18 protein-coding genes and 1 pseudogene are annotated in these 17814 nt (G+C 68.6%); 1 reads left to right on the top strand and 18 read right to left on the bottom strand.

Translation table 11 applies throughout. The annotated features are described in order from the left end of the window. The 5 genes and pseudogenes from MJ797_RS07795 to MJ797_RS07815 form a co-directional block, all read right to left on the bottom strand. A pseudogene (locus MJ797_RS07795) lies at positions 1-193 on the bottom strand (hypothetical protein); the annotation flags it as partial. A gap of 541 nt (positions 194-734) precedes the next feature. Beyond that, positions 735-1571 carry an ABC transporter ATP-binding protein gene (locus tag MJ797_RS07800; RefSeq protein WP_239333236.1) on the bottom strand — a complete coding sequence of 279 codons (837 nt, stop codon included), beginning with the start codon at positions 1569-1571 and terminating at the stop codon, positions 735-737. Positions 1572-1609: 38 nt separating this feature from the next. Beyond that, positions 1610-2746, bottom strand: coding sequence for an iron ABC transporter permease (locus MJ797_RS07805; protein ID WP_239333238.1), 1137 nt, complete (start codon positions 2744-2746; stop codon positions 1610-1612). Then, on the bottom strand, positions 2743-3759 hold the full coding sequence (locus MJ797_RS07810; RefSeq protein ID WP_239333240.1) for an LLM class flavin-dependent oxidoreductase: 1017 nt from the start codon (positions 3757-3759) through the stop codon (positions 2743-2745). The genes MJ797_RS07805 and MJ797_RS07810 overlap by 4 nt, the downstream gene beginning before the upstream one ends. Positions 3760-3761: 2 nt before the next feature. Continuing rightward, positions 3762-4865: an ABC transporter substrate-binding protein gene (locus tag MJ797_RS07815; protein ID WP_239333242.1), complete on the bottom strand. Its 1104-nt coding sequence runs from the start codon at positions 4863-4865 to the stop codon at positions 3762-3764. 1446 nt (positions 4866-6311) lie between these two features. On the opposite strand from MJ797_RS07815, the gene MJ797_RS07820 reads away from it, so the two are divergent. Next, positions 6312-6713 (top strand): hypothetical protein, encoded by a 402-nt coding sequence (locus MJ797_RS07820; protein WP_239333244.1) that lies wholly within the window; start codon positions 6312-6314, stop codon positions 6711-6713. A 127-nt stretch (positions 6714-6840) separates the two neighbouring features. Here the strand turns inward: MJ797_RS07820 and MJ797_RS07825 are convergent, their stop codons facing one another. Genes MJ797_RS07825 through nifK form a run of 13 tightly spaced genes read right to left on the bottom strand, consistent with a single transcriptional unit; the run spans position 6841 to position 17650 of the window. Next, complete coding sequence (locus tag MJ797_RS07825) at positions 6841-8025, bottom strand: cysteine desulfurase family protein (protein ID WP_239333246.1); 1185 nt, start codon at positions 8023-8025, stop codon at positions 6841-6843. Continuing rightward, positions 8022-8846, bottom strand: a complete 825-nt coding sequence (locus MJ797_RS07830) for a HesA/MoeB/ThiF family protein (protein WP_239333248.1) — start codon at positions 8844-8846, stop codon at positions 8022-8024. The genes MJ797_RS07825 and MJ797_RS07830 overlap by 4 nt, the downstream gene beginning before the upstream one ends. Before the next feature lie 13 nt (positions 8847-8859). Beyond that, positions 8860-9456 carry an iron-sulfur cluster assembly accessory protein gene (locus MJ797_RS07835; RefSeq protein WP_239333250.1) on the bottom strand — a complete coding sequence of 199 codons (597 nt, stop codon included), beginning with the start codon at positions 9454-9456 and terminating at the stop codon, positions 8860-8862. 30 nt (positions 9457-9486) lie between these two features. Continuing rightward, positions 9487-10074 carry an iron-sulfur cluster assembly accessory protein gene (locus MJ797_RS07840; protein ID WP_239333252.1) on the bottom strand — a complete coding sequence of 196 codons (588 nt, stop codon included), beginning with the start codon at positions 10072-10074 and terminating at the stop codon, positions 9487-9489. Positions 10075-10076: 2 nt separating this feature from the next. Then, positions 10077-11660: a nitrogenase cofactor biosynthesis protein NifB gene (nifB, locus tag MJ797_RS07845; RefSeq protein WP_239333254.1), complete on the bottom strand. Its 1584-nt coding sequence runs from the start codon at positions 11658-11660 to the stop codon at positions 10077-10079. After that, entirely contained in the window at positions 11657-11935 is a 279-nt protein-coding gene (locus MJ797_RS07850; RefSeq protein ID WP_239333256.1) for a nitrogen fixation protein NifZ, read from the bottom strand. The genes nifB and MJ797_RS07850 overlap by 4 nt, the downstream gene beginning before the upstream one ends. Next, positions 11932-12264: a nitrogenase-stabilizing/protective protein NifW gene (locus MJ797_RS07855; RefSeq protein ID WP_239333258.1), complete on the bottom strand. Its 333-nt coding sequence runs from the start codon at positions 12262-12264 to the stop codon at positions 11932-11934. Before MJ797_RS07855 ends, MJ797_RS07850 begins: the two co-directional genes overlap by 4 nt. Then, positions 12261-12470 carry a CCE_0567 family metalloprotein gene (locus MJ797_RS07860; protein WP_239333260.1) on the bottom strand — a complete coding sequence of 70 codons (210 nt, stop codon included), beginning with the start codon at positions 12468-12470 and terminating at the stop codon, positions 12261-12263. Before MJ797_RS07860 ends, MJ797_RS07855 begins: the two co-directional genes overlap by 4 nt. Continuing rightward, positions 12457-12936: a NifX-associated nitrogen fixation protein gene (locus MJ797_RS07865; protein WP_239333262.1), complete on the bottom strand. Its 480-nt coding sequence runs from the start codon at positions 12934-12936 to the stop codon at positions 12457-12459. Before MJ797_RS07865 ends, MJ797_RS07860 begins: the two co-directional genes overlap by 14 nt. Further along, positions 12933-13331 (bottom strand): nitrogen fixation protein NifX, encoded by a 399-nt coding sequence (nifX, locus tag MJ797_RS07870; RefSeq protein WP_239333264.1) that lies wholly within the window; start codon positions 13329-13331, stop codon positions 12933-12935. The genes MJ797_RS07865 and nifX overlap by 4 nt, the downstream gene beginning before the upstream one ends. Beyond that, the gene (nifN, locus tag MJ797_RS07875; protein WP_239333266.1) at positions 13325-14707 is read right to left on the bottom strand and encodes a nitrogenase iron-molybdenum cofactor biosynthesis protein NifN; all 1383 of its coding nucleotides are present in this window, start codon (positions 14705-14707) and stop codon (positions 13325-13327) included. The genes nifX and nifN overlap by 7 nt, the downstream gene beginning before the upstream one ends. Continuing rightward, complete coding sequence (gene nifE / locus MJ797_RS07880) at positions 14707-16113, bottom strand: nitrogenase iron-molybdenum cofactor biosynthesis protein NifE (RefSeq protein WP_239333268.1); 1407 nt, start codon at positions 16111-16113, stop codon at positions 14707-14709. Before nifE ends, nifN begins: the two co-directional genes overlap by 1 nt. Positions 16114-16120: 7 nt before the next feature. Continuing rightward, positions 16121-17650 carry a nitrogenase molybdenum-iron protein subunit beta gene (gene nifK / locus MJ797_RS07885; protein ID WP_239333270.1) on the bottom strand — a complete coding sequence of 510 codons (1530 nt, stop codon included), beginning with the start codon at positions 17648-17650 and terminating at the stop codon, positions 16121-16123. Positions 17651-17814 lie beyond the last annotated feature (164 nt).

Here is a 17814-nt window from a genome sequence, read left to right on the forward strand (position 1 = left end):
CGTCCTCCCGCATTATACGGTCGAACTCAGCGTTCCCGCCGGTAAAAACGATGACCCGCTGGCCAAGATAGCCGTCGGTGTTGACGACCCGTACCGAGTCCACCAGGGACGCGTTTGTCACCAGGCAGAATTCGGTGTTGGCAGGGTCGCCGAACTGACGAATTCTCGTGGGGTCAACGACGAGTTCTGGCATGGAATTTCCTCCTGGGCGAGGATGGCTGGCGGCGCCCGTCTCCCGACGAGCCGCTGCTCGCGTTGAGGATGCATCTCGTCAGTCGTCTTCGACTGTGTCACGACTATGTGCGCGCCATGTTTCGCGCATCTGGTTCCGCGCACCACGGTAATGCCTGTCACGCGGATGTGCGCCGGGCACCCGGTTGTCGCCATGTCGGCGTGGATGCCCGGGGATTGTATTCGCCATGCCCGGTGAGTCACCGCTCGCCTGACCGTGCCAGCGTTATCGACAGGACCGGTGGGATCGCGTGCCGCTCCACATTTTCTTCGTGGTGGCGGCTGCCCTCGAAAGACGACCGGATATGTGTTCATCGGGCCAAACAGATCCGCTGACCGAACGGATCCGCCGTGAATTAATACTACCGTATCCCGGCCGGGCTGCGGAAGAGCTCTGGACGGATAAATTTGTGGGCCGGCTGGCGAGTGTTCTTCCATGCCGAACATGCCGAACATGCCGAACATGCGCACCGTGCCATCGCGTTCCTTCGATGCCACCGGAATCACCGCCGGCCGGTTCGGTCGTTGTGTTCCGGGGTGAGCTGGGCAGGAATCGGCACACAGGTGCGAACCGTGTGCTTTCCGTCGCCGGCATGCAGATCGATCCCAGTCACGTGCACCGGCACGCCGTAGAGGCCACCGAGGCTCTCACCGGTCACCACCTCGTCCGGATGGCCGGTCGCCACGACCTGCCCGTCCTTCATCAGCACCGCCCGATCGGAGTAGGTCAGTGCGTGCGACGGCTGATGCGACGTCATGATGACCGAATGGCCGTCCCGGGCAAGCTCCGTGACGACCTGGAGGATACGCACCTCGTTGCCGTAGTCCAGGGCGGCGGTCGGCTCATCCAGGACGAGCACGGGTGCCTGCTGGACGAGGGCGCGCGCGAGCAGGACGAGCTGGCGCTCACCCCCGGAGAGCTGGGCGAACAAGCGGTCGGCGAGCCGTGCCACCCCGAGCCGGTCGAGCTGCTCGAGCGCGCCGCGCCGGTCGGCGGCGCTGGGGGAGGCCAACGCGCGGAGATGGGGTGTGCGGCCCATGACCGCGATGCCGAGCGCGGTGAACGGGAACGGCGTCGAGGCACTCTGCGGCACGTAGGCGACCAGCCTCGCGAGCTCTCGCGCCGAGAGGGCGGCGACGTCGTGGCCGCCGACCCGGACGCTGCCCCGCCGTGGCCGGAGCAGGCCGAGCAGGCAGCGCAGCAACGTCGTCTTGCCCGCTCCGTTCGGCCCCAGCAGGCAGCAGACCTCGGATTCCTCGACGGTCAGCGTCACCCCGGTGAGCCGGTGACCGCCGCGTGGATAGGTGAAGGTCAGGTCATCGAGCTGGACGCGCGGCACGGTGGATCCGGGGGGCGTCTCAGGGTCCGTTTCGGAGATCAGAGCCACTGGCGGCCCGCCTTGGCCAGGAGCGCCACGAAGAACGGCGCGCCGATGAGCGCGGTCAGGATGCCCAGCGGCAGGTCAAGCGTGGTGGCGGTACGCGCGACGTCGTCGACGACGAGCAGGTAGGCGGCGCCGAGCGCCGTCGTGACCGGGAGCATGCGGTTGAACAGCGGCCCGACGGCGAAACGCGCCAGGTGGGGGACGACGAGACCGACCCAGCCGATGATGCCCGCGATGCTGACCGCGGTCGCCGTCATGAGCGTGGACGCGGTGATCGTCACCGCCCAGATCCTCGTCCGGTTCACCCCGAGGGAGCGGGCCTCATCATCGCCGGTGGCGAGGACCGTCAGCGGCCAGCGCACCGCGTAGAGCACGACGAGACACACCCCGATGATCACACTGGGCACGATCAGGCTGTGCATGCTGGCCCGGCCCAGATTGCCGAACAGCCAGAAAGTGATCTCTGGCAGGGTCGTCTCCGGGTTGGCGAGGTACTGCGCGCTCGAGATCATCGCGTTGAACATCGCCCCAATGATCACTCCGCCGAGCACCAGGATGATCAGTGAGCCACGCCCCACCACCCGCGCGATCGTCACGGCCAGTACGGCCGCGAGCAGCCCGCAGCCGAACGAGATCGTCTGCAGCGCCGCGGTCGGGAGGCCGATCAGGATCGACACCGACGCGCCGAAGCCCGCTCCCGCGGCCACCCCGAGTACCTCCGGGGAGACCAGCGGATTACGGAACATCGTCTGGTAGGCCGCTCCCGAGGAGGAAAGCGCCGCCCCCACCAGCAGCGCCGCCAGGATGCGCGGCAGCCGGACGTTCATGACCACGGCCCGGTCCTGGCCCCGCGGGCCGGCGCCGATTCCGGCGATCTCGTGGGCAAGGATCCGCACAACCGTCACCGGGCTCAGCGAGTACCGACCAAGGCCAAAGGAGATCACCACGAGAACCAGCAGCACGACGACGAGCGCGACGGCGCGCCCGCTGTCCGCCGGCCACAGCCGGATCCGGGCCTTCACCGGCAGGGTGGGCTCGACCGGGTCCGCCGGTTTCTCCGCCGCCGCTGGCGGACCCGTCGACGGCTGGGCCGTCGGCGACAACGGGATGGTCGGCGGCGGCGCGCTCACCAGTACGCCACCTGCCTGGTCGGCAGGCCCCTGATAATCGGTACCACCTCACTCGCGAACAGCCGGACGGAGTTCTGCTGCACCCGCAGTGGGACAGTGCCGCTGAACGAGGGACGGATGTTGACCTGCTCGATGCCCATCTCGTCACGCAGCGCGGCCAGCCGCCGCGCGACCGTTTCCGGCCCGCCGACGATCGCGGTCTCACACAGGAACCGGACCGGGTCGAGTTCGGGCGGACCGGCCATCCGATAGCCGTGCTCGTCACCGCCGAGAGACGCCAGCCGACCGGTGAGCCGTTTCACGACCGGCCGGGCGATCTGCTCCGCCTCGGCATCGGTCCTGGCGACCAGGCAGAAGCGCTCGACCCGGAGATTCGCGGTGCTGCCGCCGCGGGAGACGAACAGCGCGGCCTGCGCTGCCATCGACCGGGTCGTCCCGGTGGCGGCGATCAGGAGCCCGTAGCCTCGGCTCGCCGCCCAGACGACCGACTCATCGGTGTGCGCGGCGACCTCGACGGGCGGATGCGGGTACTGCACGGGTGTCGGCCCGACGCGGTACCGCGCCCCGTCAGCGACGACGGAGCACCCCCGCCAGTACCTGAGCACGGTGTCGAGCGCCTCGGACAGGTCGGCGTCGCCGCCCGGGCACCGCGTGACCCGGGAGTAGTCGGCGGCGGGCCAGCCCACGCCCAGGATCACCCGGCCGCCGGAGAGGCGGTCGAGGGTGGCGAGATCCGCGGCGAGCCGGATCGGGTCGTACTGCGTCACGTGCAGCGCCGTGAACCCGAGCCTGATCCGGCTGGTGGCGGACGCGACCGCCGCCGCGAGCGGGATCGGTGCCGGCCGTGCCCGCAGCGTGCGCGAACCGACCGAGGTGAGATGGCCGTCGGTGAACCAGAGACTGTCGAAGCCGAGGGTCTCGGCTGTCCGGCCCAGCTCCGTGGCCGAGGTCGGGCCGCCTGTCTCGAGATCGCCACGGCCGCCAGGAAGACCGAACCGCATGTCGGTAGTCACGATTACTTGTCCTTGACCTGCAGGATCAGGTCGAGATCCGCCTCGGTCGGTTCGTAGTTGAAGAACTTCTTGTAGAAACCGCGGGTCTCGGCACGCATGTCGAGGTCGGTGAACAGGCCGGGGTGCAGTGCCTGAGCCGCCCACTGGATCTGCAGCGCCTCCTCGGGGCCGAAGCGGTCCCACGGGTAGAGGCCCTGCGGATTGAAGTAGACCCGGTTGCCCTTGACGGCCTTGAGGTCGGCCCAGCCGGGGGACTTGGCCAGCTTGTCGACGACCGACTGCGCCGCAGCCGCGACGAGCCCCTGGTCACCACCGGGAGTCTGGATGATGAGCACGTCGGGGTTCCACTGCAGGAGCTGCTCGACGGAGACCGTGACGTGCGTCCCGGGCACGCTCTTCGCCGCGTCCCTGCCGCCCGCGATCGTGATCCAGTCGTCGATGAGCGAACTGCCACCGTCGACGACGAGAGGCGGGTAGCTGGAGATATGGACGACGCTGGGCTTCTCCGCGTCCGGCAGGCCCGCCAGCCGCTTGCGCACCATCTCGGCCTTGCCGTTCACGTAGTCGACGTAGGCCTTGGCGCGGGCCGTGGCGTCGCCGCCGTAGACCGTGCCGGCGAGCTCGATGGAGGGCGCGAGCTGGCCGAAGTTGTCGAAGCTCATGTTGACGGCGGGCAGCCCCGCATGCTGGAACGGGATGAGTGTGTTCCCGCCGTCGATGGTGGACACAACGTCCGGGTCCAGCTTGAGCAGCTCCTCCATGTTCACCTTGCCCCCGCTGGCGAACAGCTCGGGGACGTTGGCGATCCGTGGGTAGACCTTCCGCAGGAACGGGATCGTCTTCACGTTCTGCGGAATGGCCACGAGCCGGTCGCCGACGCCAAGCATGAGGTCGGTCACGGTGTGGGCGGGGAACTGCTCGGCGATGCGATCGATCCTGATCGGGATGGTCGCCTTCTCACCCGAGACGCTGGTCACGACCTGGGTACCGGACCGGGCGCCTGCGCCGTCGGAGCCGCTGGAGCCACCGCATCCGGCGACTCCGGCGGCCATCGTGACGGCGGCCGCGGACGCCAGAATCCGCACCGGTACCCGGCGGCCGCCCACCCGGGCTCCACCCGGGTGGAGGGCGTGCGGCCGGCGGCCACGCTCAGGACTTCCCGTGGAAGCTGTGCGAGGGTGCCGCGGACGGCGGATGGGCCGTGGTCTCATGTATTCCCCCCGACCATGGGCATGGCCTTATACTCAAAGAGTCATCAATTGATTACTTATAGTGCGTGCCGTGCGCAGGGTATGGCGCCGCCACAGCTGGGGGGCGGGAGGCCAGCATCGTCGCTTCTCCGCAAACACGAAACAAGGGGAGTATAGCTCCCGCATTTGCGGATTGCCAGCGCCATCTTGGCCCTGATTTGCGGATGCCGTCGCCCCATCTGGCCGCGCCGGTGTGGACGCCGCGCCGGCCCGTACGCCCTTGCCGGCAAGAGCCCGCACAGCGCGGCGGAGGCCGTCGAGGCCGCGGGCGAGACGGGCCCATGGAGCGCACGTTGGCAGCCCCTGGCCGGGGTCCCGTCCACCGAGGCAGGACGATCACTCGAAGTAACCCACTCCGACCGGTGACGCCGGCCCGCATCTCCCGCCAAAAAGATCCACGGCAACGAACAGATCTTGATCTGCTCAAAAACCGTGGCCCCGCCGCCCGCCGACGACCGGCGGCAAAACAGATCACCCCAGGTCAAACCGCATAATCCCGAGACAGTCATAAAACAAAAACATGGAAATTCTCATACAAAACGGGCATGGCGATTGAAACAATAACTAACACAGCAGGATGAACGATAGAATGATGTTGCTGATACGCAAAACAAAGCCAGCCCTTATTGAGTTCACATCCCGGCCGCCGGTAACTTTAAGCAACTTCAAGAAAACCCCTTCCGGTCCATGTGGCTGGGATTTATCCTGTCCTTCGACAGGTCATGCAGAGCAAAGCGCCCCTCGCCGAGATTCTCGCGCTGGTCGATGGAGCGCCTGGCGTGAACTCCCCACGAGGCCACGGCACTCGTGGCCCCGGCCGGGCTATCCGTCACAAGCCATCCCGGACGCGGGAAGAACTCCATCATCGCTACGGCCGCATTGCGGAGCAGCGACGATGGAAGCACGCTTGCTCGCATCAGTCGACGGGGGGAGGTACGAGCGCGGCAACGACAGAACAGGAAATCCGCTGCATCAGCAGGCCATCATGGCCATCGAAGAACTATCCGCACAGGCCAGCGGCAGGTACCAGCGGCAGTTATTCATTACTGACCACAGCCGGACCGCCTGGTCTTCGTATGCCCCAAGAACAAAGATCCCGTCACGGGCGGAGCCAACGTTCGACGGCTACCGTCAGGGAGCAGCCAGGAAGCCGCACTCCTGGGTATCCGCCAACCCACGAAGATGCATTTTCCCGGCTCAGTAACCACCTTTCCCGCCAGCATTCCGATGCCGCCGGAACAGGAACACGGCCGGCTGCCATCGGACCGAAATCCCGTCAGCTCGAAGAGCAAGGAGCACACAATGCCCGGTGTCTGGGATGCCAACATCAAGGCCGTTTACCCGACGGACCCCGCCCATTCCGTCACGATCGCCACCGTGAAGATAGGGGCTGCTTTCGACGTGGTCGCGGACGTGGAGATCGGCTCCAGGCTGAACGAGGTCGTGGACAGCTACACTCTGTCCGTCTCCGTTGTCAACCTCAGCCAGGCCAACGTGTTGGTCAACAACCACCCTCTCGTCGCCGTTCCGATCGCTCCGCAGGTGAACACACCGCGCACCGATCTGTTAAGAGTCTCCTTCCCCGCCGGATGGGTCGCGGATGAGGGCGACGTCCTGGAAATCGTGGCGTCGTACAAGGTCACTGCCGGCGTCAACACCGATGTCTCCTCGCTACAGAGCTCCACCTTCGTCGTCGTCGCCTGAGCTCAGCCAGCACCGACCACGGAGTACCCGAAGCCCCGGTCTGCGGGCCGCCTCCTGCCCCGCCATGGGCAGGAGGCGGCCCGCGTCCGGTCCGGGCCCCGCCTGCCGCCGTGCGGGGGAACCAGCGTCAGGCGCGGGCGGCTGCCTGGGGGCCGGCCGGGCGCAGGCCGCGCAGGCAACGGACGTGGCCGACGGCGCTGACCACGTGGCTGGCCGCGGCGTGCACCTCCTGTTCGGTCGTGGGGCGGCCGAGGCTGAACCGCAGGCTCTCCGACGCGGCGGCGGGCGTGCGCCCCATCGCCGTCAGGACGTGCGACGGTTCGCTGCTCGGCCCCGTGCAGGCGCTGCCCGCCGATACGGCCAGCTCGGGCATGGACGTCATGACCGCGTCGGCGTCCGCGCCCGCGAACCGCAGGTTCAGCGTGTTCGGCAGCCGCGTGACGGCCGGGCCGTTGAGCTCGACACCGTCGATCTTCTCCGCGAGCAGATGGTGCAGGAGCGCGGTCAGCTGGCGCAGCCGGTCGGCGTCGGTGCCCAGTTCCGCCGCGGCGATCGTCGCGGCCCGCCCGAAGCCGACGATGCCGGCGCTGTTGGTGGTGCCGCTGCGTAGGCCGCGTTCCTGACCGCCACCGACGATCAGCGGGGGCAGCCGGCTTTGCAGCCGCCGGCTGGCGACGAGCGCGCCGACTCCCTTGGGACCGTAGATCTTGTGTGCGCTCAGCACCGCGAGGTCGGCCCCCCAGGCGTCCAGCGCCACCGGGATCTTGCCCGCGGCCTGCGTGACGTCGCAGAGGAACAGCGCACCAGCGCCGTGCGCGAGTGCGCAGGCCCGCCGGGCGTCCGCGATCGCGCCGGTCTCACTGTTCGCGGCCATCACCGCGACCAGGACGACGTCGTCGGACAGCGACGCGGCAAGATGGCCGAGATCCGGGGTGCCGTCGGGCAGGACCCGGACGAAGCCGACCGTGCCCTGATGGGTCCTCGCGGCCTCGGCCGCCGCCGCGAGGACGGCCTTATGCTCGGTGGCCGCTACCAGGACGCGGCGACGGCCCGGCTCCGCGCCAGCCAGGACACCGCGGATCGCGAGGTTGGCCGCCTCGGTGGCGCCGCTGGTGAACACGACGCTGCGCCGGCTCGTGCCGACAAGTGTCGCGACCTGCTCCCGGGCCTGCTCGACGAGCCGGGCGACGGCGCGGCCCGCGGCATGCCCGCTGGAGGCGTTCGCGAACTGCTCCGAGAACAGCGGCAGCATCGCCGCCAGCACCCGCGGGTCAACCGGTGTGGTGGCGTTGTGGTCAAAATAGATCGTCATCGCTGGAGCGGCTCATCGCTGCCGCCTGGGCTGGCAGTCCTGGCCCCGATCGGCGTCGGCTCACGGCGGTACATCCGGTATAGCTCTGACCGGTACGCTCCGCAATCGCCGCAATCCGGGTCGCGGCTCACGGCGAACGAGCGGAAGTCCATGTCCCACAGGTCGAAGGAGAGCAGCCTGCCGGTCAGCCCCTCACCGAACCGGGCGATCAGCTTGATCACTTCCATCGCGGCCATGCACCCCACGGTCCCGGCGACCGCGCCGAGCACGGGGAAGCCGAGCGGATCCCACTGCGGGTCCCCATCCGCGAACACGCAGCGCAGGCATGGATCGCCAGGAGTAACCGTGAGCAGCTGGGCCTCGGTGGTGTTCATGGCCGCGAAGACCACCGGTACGCCCAGGTCCAGACACATCCGGTTGATCCGGAAACGTTCGGGGAAGTTGTGCCGGGCGTCGACGACCACGTCCGAACCGGCGACGAGACCGGGCAGGCGCGGGTCGAACAGGTCACGGTCCCATGCCTCGACCATGACGTCCGGATAGTGGGCCCGCAGGGTGTCGGCGGCGCAGGCAGCCCGCGGGTCACCGACCCGGTCGGGTCGCATAAGCGTCTGTCGGTTGAGGTCTGGTATCTCGAGGGCGCCGGGATGCACGAGGACCAGCCGCCCGACGCCAGCCGCGGCGAGGTAGGTAGCGACGGCGCCGCCCACCCCACCCACCCCCGCCACAAGCACCGTCGCCTCGCACAACCGCTCCTGTCCTGATCCGCCGAAGCCATCCAGTGTCAACTGGCGCGCAAAGCGCTGCATGTCCCCGCCCATGTCGCTGCCTCCGCTACCGGCCCACGGCGGCGGGCACGACTCTCCTGATATCCGGGACGGCCGCCCTCAGCTGTTGCTCGACCGTCCGCACCAACGCGGTCACCTCGGCCTCGCGCTCCAGGCCGGCACCGGTCAGCCGCACCGAGACCACACCGTCGGCGACTCCGACGACGGACGCGTCACGGCCGACGAGCTGCAGGTGCGGCCGGATGTACTGGATCGCCACGTTCGCCTTCTGCAGCAGGGACGTCTCCACCCCGTCGGGCTGGACGGGGGGCACGAACGACGGCCCGCACAGGCAGCCGCCGCGCATGTTCGGGTTGTAGAAGGTGAAGCCGGACGACATCAGCGACTCGCTGTAGTCGACACGCATGCCGTCGAACTGCTCGGCCGCATCCGCGGGGACGAACACCTCGAAATCCCCGACCCGGGTGACGACATCACCGTCGGCCGGCACAGGCACAACCGCAAGCCGGTAGCGGTGGCCCGCACAGTTACCGGACGCGTCGACACCGATCCGCAGGCCCGACGCGGGCGCTGTGGGTGCCCGGTCGAGCAGTACGCGGACCTGGCCCGCAGCCCGCTCGGTGAAGCTGATCGCGATACTCACTGATCCATCTCCCGATACACCCAGGCGCGGTCAGGAAGCGAGGACGACTCGCTCCACCGCGGGCACCGATTCCTTCAGTTGCCGCTCGATGACGCCGGCCAGCGTGTCCAGCGCGGAGGAGCACCCCCCGCAGGCGCCGGTCAGCCGCACCGACACGACACCGCCGGTGACGTCGACCACAGACGCGTCTCCACCGTCACGCTGCAGGAACGGCCGGATCAGCGCCATCGCGTCCTCCACCTGCCGCCACACCTCGGCCTCGTTCCCGTCCGGCCGCGGCGCCGAGAACGACGATCCGCACGAGCACGGGTCTGAGTTGTCGGGATTGGCGAAGACGAAACCGGACGAGGTCAGCGACTCGACATAGTCGATGCGGACCCCGTCGACCATCGACGCCGACGCCGTGTCGACGAGCACGTCGAACCCGTCCTGGCGGACGATGACATCTCCCTTTGCGGCGGCGGGCGCGAGTGCCAGGCTGTACCGGTAACCCGAGCAGCCACCGGGCTCAGCGCCGACCCGCAGGCCGTAGCCGGCGGTCGCCTCGTCCCTGGCGAGCAGGGCACGCACCTGCTCACTCGCACGCTCGGTGAGAGTGACTCGAAGCTTACTAATCATGATCACGCCTTCGCTACGAGGTGACCCGCCAACGGCGCCCGCCCGGCCCGCGGCCCGTCGGCCGGCTCGGCCGGCTCGACCGGCAGCCGGGCCGCCAGGCGCGCGCCCTCGGCCGCGACCGCGGACTCGATGAGGTCGTACCGCTCCACGGCTTCGATCCCGGCCGCGCCCAGTGCCTCTCGCGGCCCATTGCCGATCTTGCTGCACAGCACGGCCGCACAGTCCGACAGCAGCCGGACGGTCTTGTCGAGAACCGGCTCGTCCTCGTCACACTCGGACGGGCCCTCGCAGTAGCGCTCGACGCTGCGGGTCCCGACCAGGCGCGCCCAGTTCTCGCCCGCCTCGTAGACCCAGAACTCCTCGGCATGGCCGAAGTGCTGGTTGACCACGCCGCCGCCCTTGGTCGCGACCGCGACCAGGACGGTCCGGTCCGGCCGGGTGATCCCGTCCGCGGAGAGCCGCAGCTCCTCGCGGGTGGCCCGCACATCGGCGCGCCAGCGTTCGATCGCGGCCTGGGCCGCCTGCCGACCGGCCAGGTCGTAGGTGACCTCGCCGGCATAGGTCTCCGGGCCGAACTCCTCGCTGCGGTCCTCCCCCAGCAGCCCGACCGCGTCGGCCCGGCACTGGCGGCAGTGGCGCATCATGTTCATCTCGGCACCGTCGTCGCCCGCGCAGCGATCCTGCAACGCCTTGAGCTCCTGCGGAGTCGGCCCGCGCTGCCCGGTCAGGCCGTAGTGGGTGCCGTGCTCGGGCGCGGACACCAGCGGCATCACGTTGTGCAGGAACGCGCCCATGCCCTTGACCGTCCGGGAGACCTCGACCAGGTGCTCGTCGTTGACCCCGGGGATCATCACCGAGTTGACCTTACAGAGGATCTTGCGCTCGGTCAGCGCGGCCAGCCCTTCCAGCTGCCGCTCGGACAGGATCTTCGACGCCTCCGTACCGGTGTAGCGCTTGCCGCGGAAGGTGATCCACGGGTAGATCCGCGCTCCGACCTCGGGGTCGGTCATGTTGATGGTGATCGTGACGTGGTCGATGCCGAGCTGTTCGATGCGATCGACGTGGTCGACGAGGGTGAGGCCGTTGGTGGACACGCACAGTTTGATGTCCGGGCAGTCGCGGGCCACCAGCTCCATCGTGGCGAAGGTGCGGCGCGCGTTCGCCAGCGGCTCGCCTGGCCCGGCGACGCCGAGCACGCTCATCTGCTTGATCTCGCTGGCGACCCGTTTGACCTTGGCGAGCGCCTCCTGCGGGGACAGCAGCCGGCTGGTGACGCCGGGCCGGCTCTCGTTCGCGCAGTCGAACTTGCGGTTGCAGTAGTTGCACTGGATGTTGCAGCCGGGCGCGACCGGCACGTGCATCCGGGCGTAGTACTGGTGGGCTTCCTGGCTGTAACAGGGATGGTTCGCGATCTTGTCGGCGATCTCCGGGTCAAGGCCGGTAGCGCCGCTGCCGCAGCCCCTGGTCGACGCGCACCCACCGCCGGGTGGCGCCTGCTGGCCAGCCGCCTCCTTCTCCGCGGGCACCGGCTGGTCGCCGGCCCGCGGGGAGGGCAGCACCGTGAGCGGGATGAGCCCCTCGGTCATGCCGGCTCACCTCCTTCGTGACGCGCCTCGTGGGTTGCCACGACGACGGCCGGTTCCAGTTCCTTCTCCAGGCATCCGACGACTCGGCCGTTGGTGAACGCGACCGCGTAGACGATGTGCTCCTGTAGGTAGAGCCCGACACCGCGGACATGTCCCACAGACCCCGCGTCCACCAGGACGTCACCGACAGCAATGCCTGGCTCCGGGTAGGTCCCGTCGTTACGCAGTACCCTGACGGTCACGACCTCGTCGCCGACATCGAACGCAGCCCTCATCGCGCACTCTCCTGTGATTCGACGGTGACGGCGTCCAGCGCGACGAACGCCTGTGGGGCGCGGTCGGCCAGGACCTTGAACAGGCGGTGGTCCAGCGCGGTGCCGGTGGTGAACGCCTCGTGGGCGTCGGCGAGCGCCGCCCGATATGCCGCCATGCGGGCATCCGGTGCTGCCCCCGCAGCGTCGATCCGGGCAACCGCGGCGGAGAAGTGCCGAAGGATGTGCAGCCGGTTGACGGCGACCACCCGCGGATCGTAAGGAACGTCGAGGACCTCGAAATACTCCTCGGCGGTCCCGGCGCGGCCGAAGGCCGCCAGCATGCCGCTCATCGGGCGTCCACCTTTGCCAGTTCTCGTTCCAACCGATGGATCTCGACGTAAGTGTTGTAGGTCGCGGTGGCCGTCTCGATGATCTGCTCCCAGCCGACCGGCAGGTCCTCGGCCAGGTCGTGCAGGTCGAGCTTCAACCTGGTAGCGAGGCTGTTGAGCTTCTTCAGCTTCGTCTGCAGCTGGGGGATCTCGTCAGAAGTCGTCACGGGCCACCTCCGGGTAGGTGCCGACGAGTACGGCGGCGGCGTTCACCAGTGCCGCACCACACTCGGCGAGATGATCGATGGAGTCGAAGCCGAACCGGTGGGCGTCACGCAGCACGTCGCAGATGACCACGAGCCGGCCGACGAACACCACGACTCGGCCGAACCCCTCCTGGCTGAGGTCCAGCACATAACTGGTGACCTGGCCGGTGGCCTTCTCGATGCCGGCGGCGACCGCCTGGTAGTAGGTGCGCAGCCGGCCCTCGGTCGCCGGATCGACGTCGCAGGTGATTCCGAGCTCGCGGCGGCGTGCCGCGGTGAGCACGAACGGACTGAGCAGCTTCTCGGCGCCGAGCCGGTCGAACTGCCCATAGGTGTCGCCAGCCCGCAGCTGGTCGACCAGGTCACGCACGAAGCCGTTGCCGATGGTTGCGCTTACGTCATGCCCGGGGCCGGCCACGCCGCTCATCGGGGGTTCCAGGTGGGCGCGAGATCCGGCGAGTGCTGGCGCAGGACCTTGCGCAGCCACGGCGGCGGGTTGCCGGCGAGCACACCTTGCAACCGCTCGATCAGATCGGTCACCCGGGTGTCCTCGGCCGTCTTCACCGGATGGACCTTGGCCTTCACCACCCGGGCCGCGGCGGACCCGCCGATCGCGCAGACATGGAGGATCGAGCAGTCGGCCACCGCCGCCAGCCTGCTTTCAATCTTGTTGTCCTCGTCATCGCCGGCTGGAGCGAGCGTGCGCGTCTCCATCAGATCGGCCGTGGTCGCCGAGACCTCGTACACGTCGAACCGACAACACAGCCCAAAATGCTGGTCGACGGCGCTGCCGTCACTCGTGGCAAATGCGACTTTCAGCACGTCAACTCCTCATAACACTTATTCGACCGGGTCGGGGAATGCTCACGTCCCGATCCGGCACACCGGCCGGAGCGATAGTCAAGAAGGCAGTTGGCCGCGTCGACAAGCAGCTGGAGGCTGCCGCGGTACCCCGCGGTGGCCCGCAGCTGCGCGCCGAGACGGTCATAAACCGGGAAACCCACGGCCAGGTGGGCCGCGCCGATCCGGTTGGCCACCTCACGACCGCGGCTGGACGCAACGACGAGCTCGGCCCCGGCGGCGGCGGCCCGTTCAGCGAGATCGACGAAGTCACCGACGACCACCTCGTCCCAGGGCGCCCGCTCCAGAACCGCGGCCTCGGTCGGAGACACCGCCGCGACGATCTCCGCGCCCGCGTCGTAGAGGAGCGAACCCACCGCGACGAGCTGTTCCGGCTCACCCGCCAGCGCGACCCGCGCGCCACCGAGGACGAAGTGGCTGTCCATCAGGCCGTCCGCGAGGCGACGCCGCCACCGGCGGACCTCCTCGGGTGCGGGCACACCGCCGAAATCCATCAACGCGTGCACCAGCCGGTCGACCGCCGCCAGCCCACTCAAATGATCATGAGCCGTGAGAGGCGCGACCGCGCGGGCGGCCAACACCGCTCCCGCGCCAGCGGCAGTCGCGCCGATCGCCGCCACCGCGCCCGAAGCTCCGAGACCGAGCAGGTCCGCCACGCTCGTGCCACCGGTGGTCAGCGGCGACCAGGCTTCGTCGAGATGACCGTCGAGTGATCCGGACAGGTCCGGGACGAGTACCGGGGCAAGCCCGAACGCCCGCACCAGCCCGGCCACCTCGTCGAGGTCGACAGCGGACAGCGACGGGCCTACCAGCACCGCCAGCTGCTCCGCACGTGTCGTACCGGCAGCTGGGACCGCTCCGACCAGGGCCTCCAACGCGGCCGCCCAGCCGTCCGACAAACCACCGCGGAAGTCCGGTGTGGACACCGGGACAACCAGCGGGTGCCCCTGCGCCGGAAAACAGGAGGTCCGCGGCGCGTATCTGGACGTCCGCAGGACACCGAGCAGGTCCTCACCGTTGACCTCTGTCATGCCGGTGGTGAGTACCCCGATCACATCCGGATTATTACGTTCAGTAATAGTATCCAGCGCGGCAATAACCGAATCGGAGGCGCCGAGTACCGCTGTGACCTCGGTGACCGCGGTGGTCTGCAAAGGAATCGGTTCGCGGAAGTGACGTGTCAGCAGGGCCTTGGCAAACGCCGTGCAGCCCTGAGCACCGTGCAGCAGCGGGATCGAGCGCGCCAGCCCCAAGAAGACCAGAGCACCGCCGAGAGGCTGGCTGTGCTTGAGCGGATCGAACGCCGCGCCGGTCGCGCCGGGCACCACACGCGCCATCAGCTCGCCCCGTCCGTTCCCGCGGCGGCTGGCCGCTCCCACGGGGCTGGCGCGCGGACCTGCTCCCAGACCGGGCTGGACAGCGCCAGGTCAAGACGGCGGGCGAACTCCACCATCCCGGCGTAGCCAGCGAAAGCGTGCTGCCGTTCCTGGTTGACGTCCAGGAACGGCAGCCTGCCCTTGAGCGCGGTGTACTGGTTACGCCCACCGGCGATGAGTATGTCGGCCTGGGTCTCGCGGACGAGCCGCAGCAGCTCCGCCGGATTCCCGTCCCTGATCACCCGGCCGTCTGGGCCGAGCAACGAAACAATCTTGTCGACGTCATCGTCGGTGCTCTTCGTCGCTCCGGAGGCAACGACCTCCACCCCGAGGTCCTGCAGTGCCGAGACCAACGACCAGCTCTTGACGCCGCCGGTGTAGAGCACGGCGCGGGCCCCGGCGAGCCGTTCCCGGTACGGGGCGAGCGCCGCCGCGACGTCGGCCTCCTCGGCGGCAATGAGCTCGTTCGCGCGCCAGGCGAGCTCGTCACCGCCGAGAAGACCCGCAAATCCACGCAGCGTCGCGGCCATCGCCCGCAGGCCGTAGAAGCTGCCCTCGAACCACGGGATGCCGTAGCGATCCTCCAGCCCGCGGGCGAGCGAGAGCAGCGCCCGCGAGCAGACGACCATCGTCGCCCGGGCGCGGTGGGCTGCGGCGACATCGGCGTACCTGGCGTCGCCGCTGATACTCGCCAGCACTCGGATGCCGAGCTTGGCAAGCACCGGGGCGACATCCCACAGCTCGCCGGCGATGTTGTACTCGCCGACCAGATTCACGTCGTACGGGGTGCTGAACGCCGGTTCGACCGTACCGATCACATGTTCCAGCAACGCCTGACCGGCGAGACGGTTGCCGAAGTTCTTGCTGCCGGCGAAGCCCGGCGCGTGCACCGGGACGACCGGTATCCCGGTCACGGCCGCCGCCGCCGCGCACACCGCGTCGATATCGTCGCCGATCATCGCGGTGACGCAGGTGGAATAGACGAAGACCGCGGGTGGATGGTGGCGCCGGGCGGCCTCGACGATGGTGTCGTAGAGACGCTGTTCACCGCCGAAGACCACCTCCTGCTCACCGATGTCGGTGGCGAACCCGCGCCGGTAGAGCGTCGGACCGGAGGAGAGGCTGCCCCGACCGTCCCACGAGTTGCCGGCACAGGCAATCGGGCCGTGCACCACATGGGCGACGTCGGCGATAGGCACCAATGTGATCATCGAACCGTCGAACGCGCAGCCGCCGGCAGTGCCGCCCGGCTTGGGTTTCGGGCATCCCGCCTTTCGCGCCGCGGGCTCCTTGGTGCGGTTGTGATCGCATGCCGGCTCGTCGAACAGCTTGCCTGGTTCGACCGTGCCGCGGGTCAGGGCAGCCATGTTCACCTCAGCGAATGACGTCGAAGCTGTGGTCCGGGGCGTTGCGGTCGAGCTCGTCGAGCACGGTGTTCACGAACTGGGCGAGCAGATTGATCCCGCCCTCGTAACCGACGATGGGGAACCGGTGCAGATGGTGCCGGTCCGGGATGGGGAAGCCGACTCGGACCAGCGGCAGGTTCGCCTCCCGGGACAGGAACTTCAGGTACGAGTTCCCGACCAGCAGATCGACCGGCTCGGTGAACAGCAGCGACCGCAGGTGCCACTGGTCCTTGCCCGTCCAGACGGTGGCGTGGTGACCGTAGGGGCTCGCGGCGAGGACGGCTTCGGCACGCTTCTTGAATTCCTCGTCACCGTTGGTGGACACCACGTGCACCGGCACGATACCGAGTTCCAGCATGAACCCGAGCAGCGCCACGACGAGGTCGGGGTCGCCCATGACCGCCGCGCGCTTGCCGTGCAGGTAGGCGTGTGAGTCGGTCATCGCGTCGACCAGCCGGCCGCGCTCGGCGGTGACGGCGGCGGGAACCTTGACCCCGGTGAGGGCCGCCACCTCGGTGACGAACCGGTCGGTGTTTCCCACGCCGATCGGCAGCGGCACCGTGGCGGTCTGCTGCCCCCACTCGGTGTGCACCAGCTCAGCGGTCTTGCGCGTGGCGCTCTCCTGCAGGAACAGGGTTGCTTTGGCGTTGATCGCATCGGCGGCCACCGGCAACGGCGTGCCGCCTGGGTACAGTTCGTAGTCTCCGGTGGCTGGCGAGTCCAGAGCGTCGGTGTGGTCGCCGAGCAGGACGTGCTTGACGCCCAGCAGGGTGAGCAGCCGCTTGATCTCACGCAGGTTGCCGGTGTAGGTCTCGAAGCCCGGCACCACGTTCAGCGTGCCGTTGGACTTCTTCGCTTTCTTTCCCGCGTTCAGGTAGGAAAGAATGCCCTTCATCATGTTGTCGTAGCCCGTGAGGTGCGAGCCGACAAAACTCGGGGTGTGCGCGTAGGGCACCGGGTAGTCCGCGGAGATGGCACCCTTCTCCCGGGCTATACCGATAAAGTTCTGCAGGTCGTCACCGATGACCTCGGCCATGCAGGTGGTGGAGACCGCGACCATGTCCGGCTTGTAGAGCGCGGTGGCGTTCTCCAGCGCCTCGATGAGGTTGTTGAGGCCACCGAAGACGGCGGCGTCCTCGGTCATCGACGACGACGCCGCCGGGAACGGCTCCTTGAAATGCCGGGCGAAGTAGCTGCGGAAGTACGCTACGCAGCCCTGGGAACCGTGAACGAGCGGGAGCGTGCCGGCGAACCCAATGGCCGCGAGCAGCGCGCCGAGCGGCTGGCAGGCCTTGCCCGGGTCGATGGTGAGCGCCTCCCGGGCGAAGTTCTTCTCCCGGTACTCCCAGGAACGGGTCCAGTCCGCGATCCGAGCGATCTCGGCGGGGTCGGTGGGGTCCTCGAACTCACGCTTGCGGTCGAACTGCTCCTGGAAGTGCGGAGCCTTGAACAGCTCGTTGTGGTCGAGCACGCGGAGAGGTACGGGATTGTCTGTCATGCGAACGCCCTCTTATGTAATCGATGGGGAGGGGGAGGAAGGAGCGGCTTCTCCCGGACGGCTGCTTTCGCCGCGATCCGGGAGAGGCCGATTCGCTACGGCGGACTGCCGCACGGGGCCGCCCGGCCACTTCCGGCGATCGCGCTTCGACGGAACGCGACCCG

Origin of the sequence: Protofrankia sp. CiP3 (genome assembly GCF_917627345.1) — a bacterium.
Taxonomy (GTDB): Bacteria; Actinomycetota; Actinomycetes; order Frankiales; family Frankiaceae; genus Protofrankia.

What these genes read in the sequence shown, in the direction of transcription:
- MJ797_RS07855 (WP_239333258.1), bottom strand. Translation starts at nt 12,264, where the DNA reads ATGAGCGGCATGCTGGCGGCCTTCGGCCGCGCCGGGACCGCCGAGGAG.
- MJ797_RS07820 (WP_239333244.1), top strand. Translation starts at nt 6,312, where the DNA reads ATGCCCGGTGTCTGGGATGCCAACATCAAGGCCGTTTACCCGACGGAC.
- MJ797_RS07865 (WP_239333262.1), bottom strand. Translation starts at nt 12,936, where the DNA reads ATGAGCGGCGTGGCCGGCCCCGGGCATGACGTAAGCGCAACCATCGGC.
- nifK (WP_239333270.1), bottom strand. Translation starts at nt 17,650, where the DNA reads ATGACAGACAATCCCGTACCTCTCCGCGTGCTCGACCACAACGAGCTG.
- nifE (WP_239333268.1), bottom strand. Translation starts at nt 16,113, where the DNA reads ATGGCTGCCCTGACCCGCGGCACGGTCGAACCAGGCAAGCTGTTCGAC.
- MJ797_RS07850 (WP_239333256.1), bottom strand. Translation starts at nt 11,935, where the DNA reads ATGAGGGCTGCGTTCGATGTCGGCGACGAGGTCGTGACCGTCAGGGTA.
- MJ797_RS07830 (WP_239333248.1), bottom strand. Translation starts at nt 8,846, where the DNA reads ATGGGCGGGGACATGCAGCGCTTTGCGCGCCAGTTGACACTGGATGGC.
- nifB (WP_239333254.1), bottom strand. Translation starts at nt 11,660, where the DNA reads ATGACCGAGGGGCTCATCCCGCTCACGGTGCTGCCCTCCCCGCGGGCC.
- nifN (WP_239333266.1), bottom strand. Translation starts at nt 14,707, where the DNA reads ATGGCGCGTGTGGTGCCCGGCGCGACCGGCGCGGCGTTCGATCCGCTC.
- MJ797_RS07840 (WP_239333252.1), bottom strand. Translation starts at nt 10,074, where the DNA reads ATGATTAGTAAGCTTCGAGTCACTCTCACCGAGCGTGCGAGTGAGCAG.
- MJ797_RS07825 (WP_239333246.1), bottom strand. Translation starts at nt 8,025, where the DNA reads ATGACGATCTATTTTGACCACAACGCCACCACACCGGTTGACCCGCGG.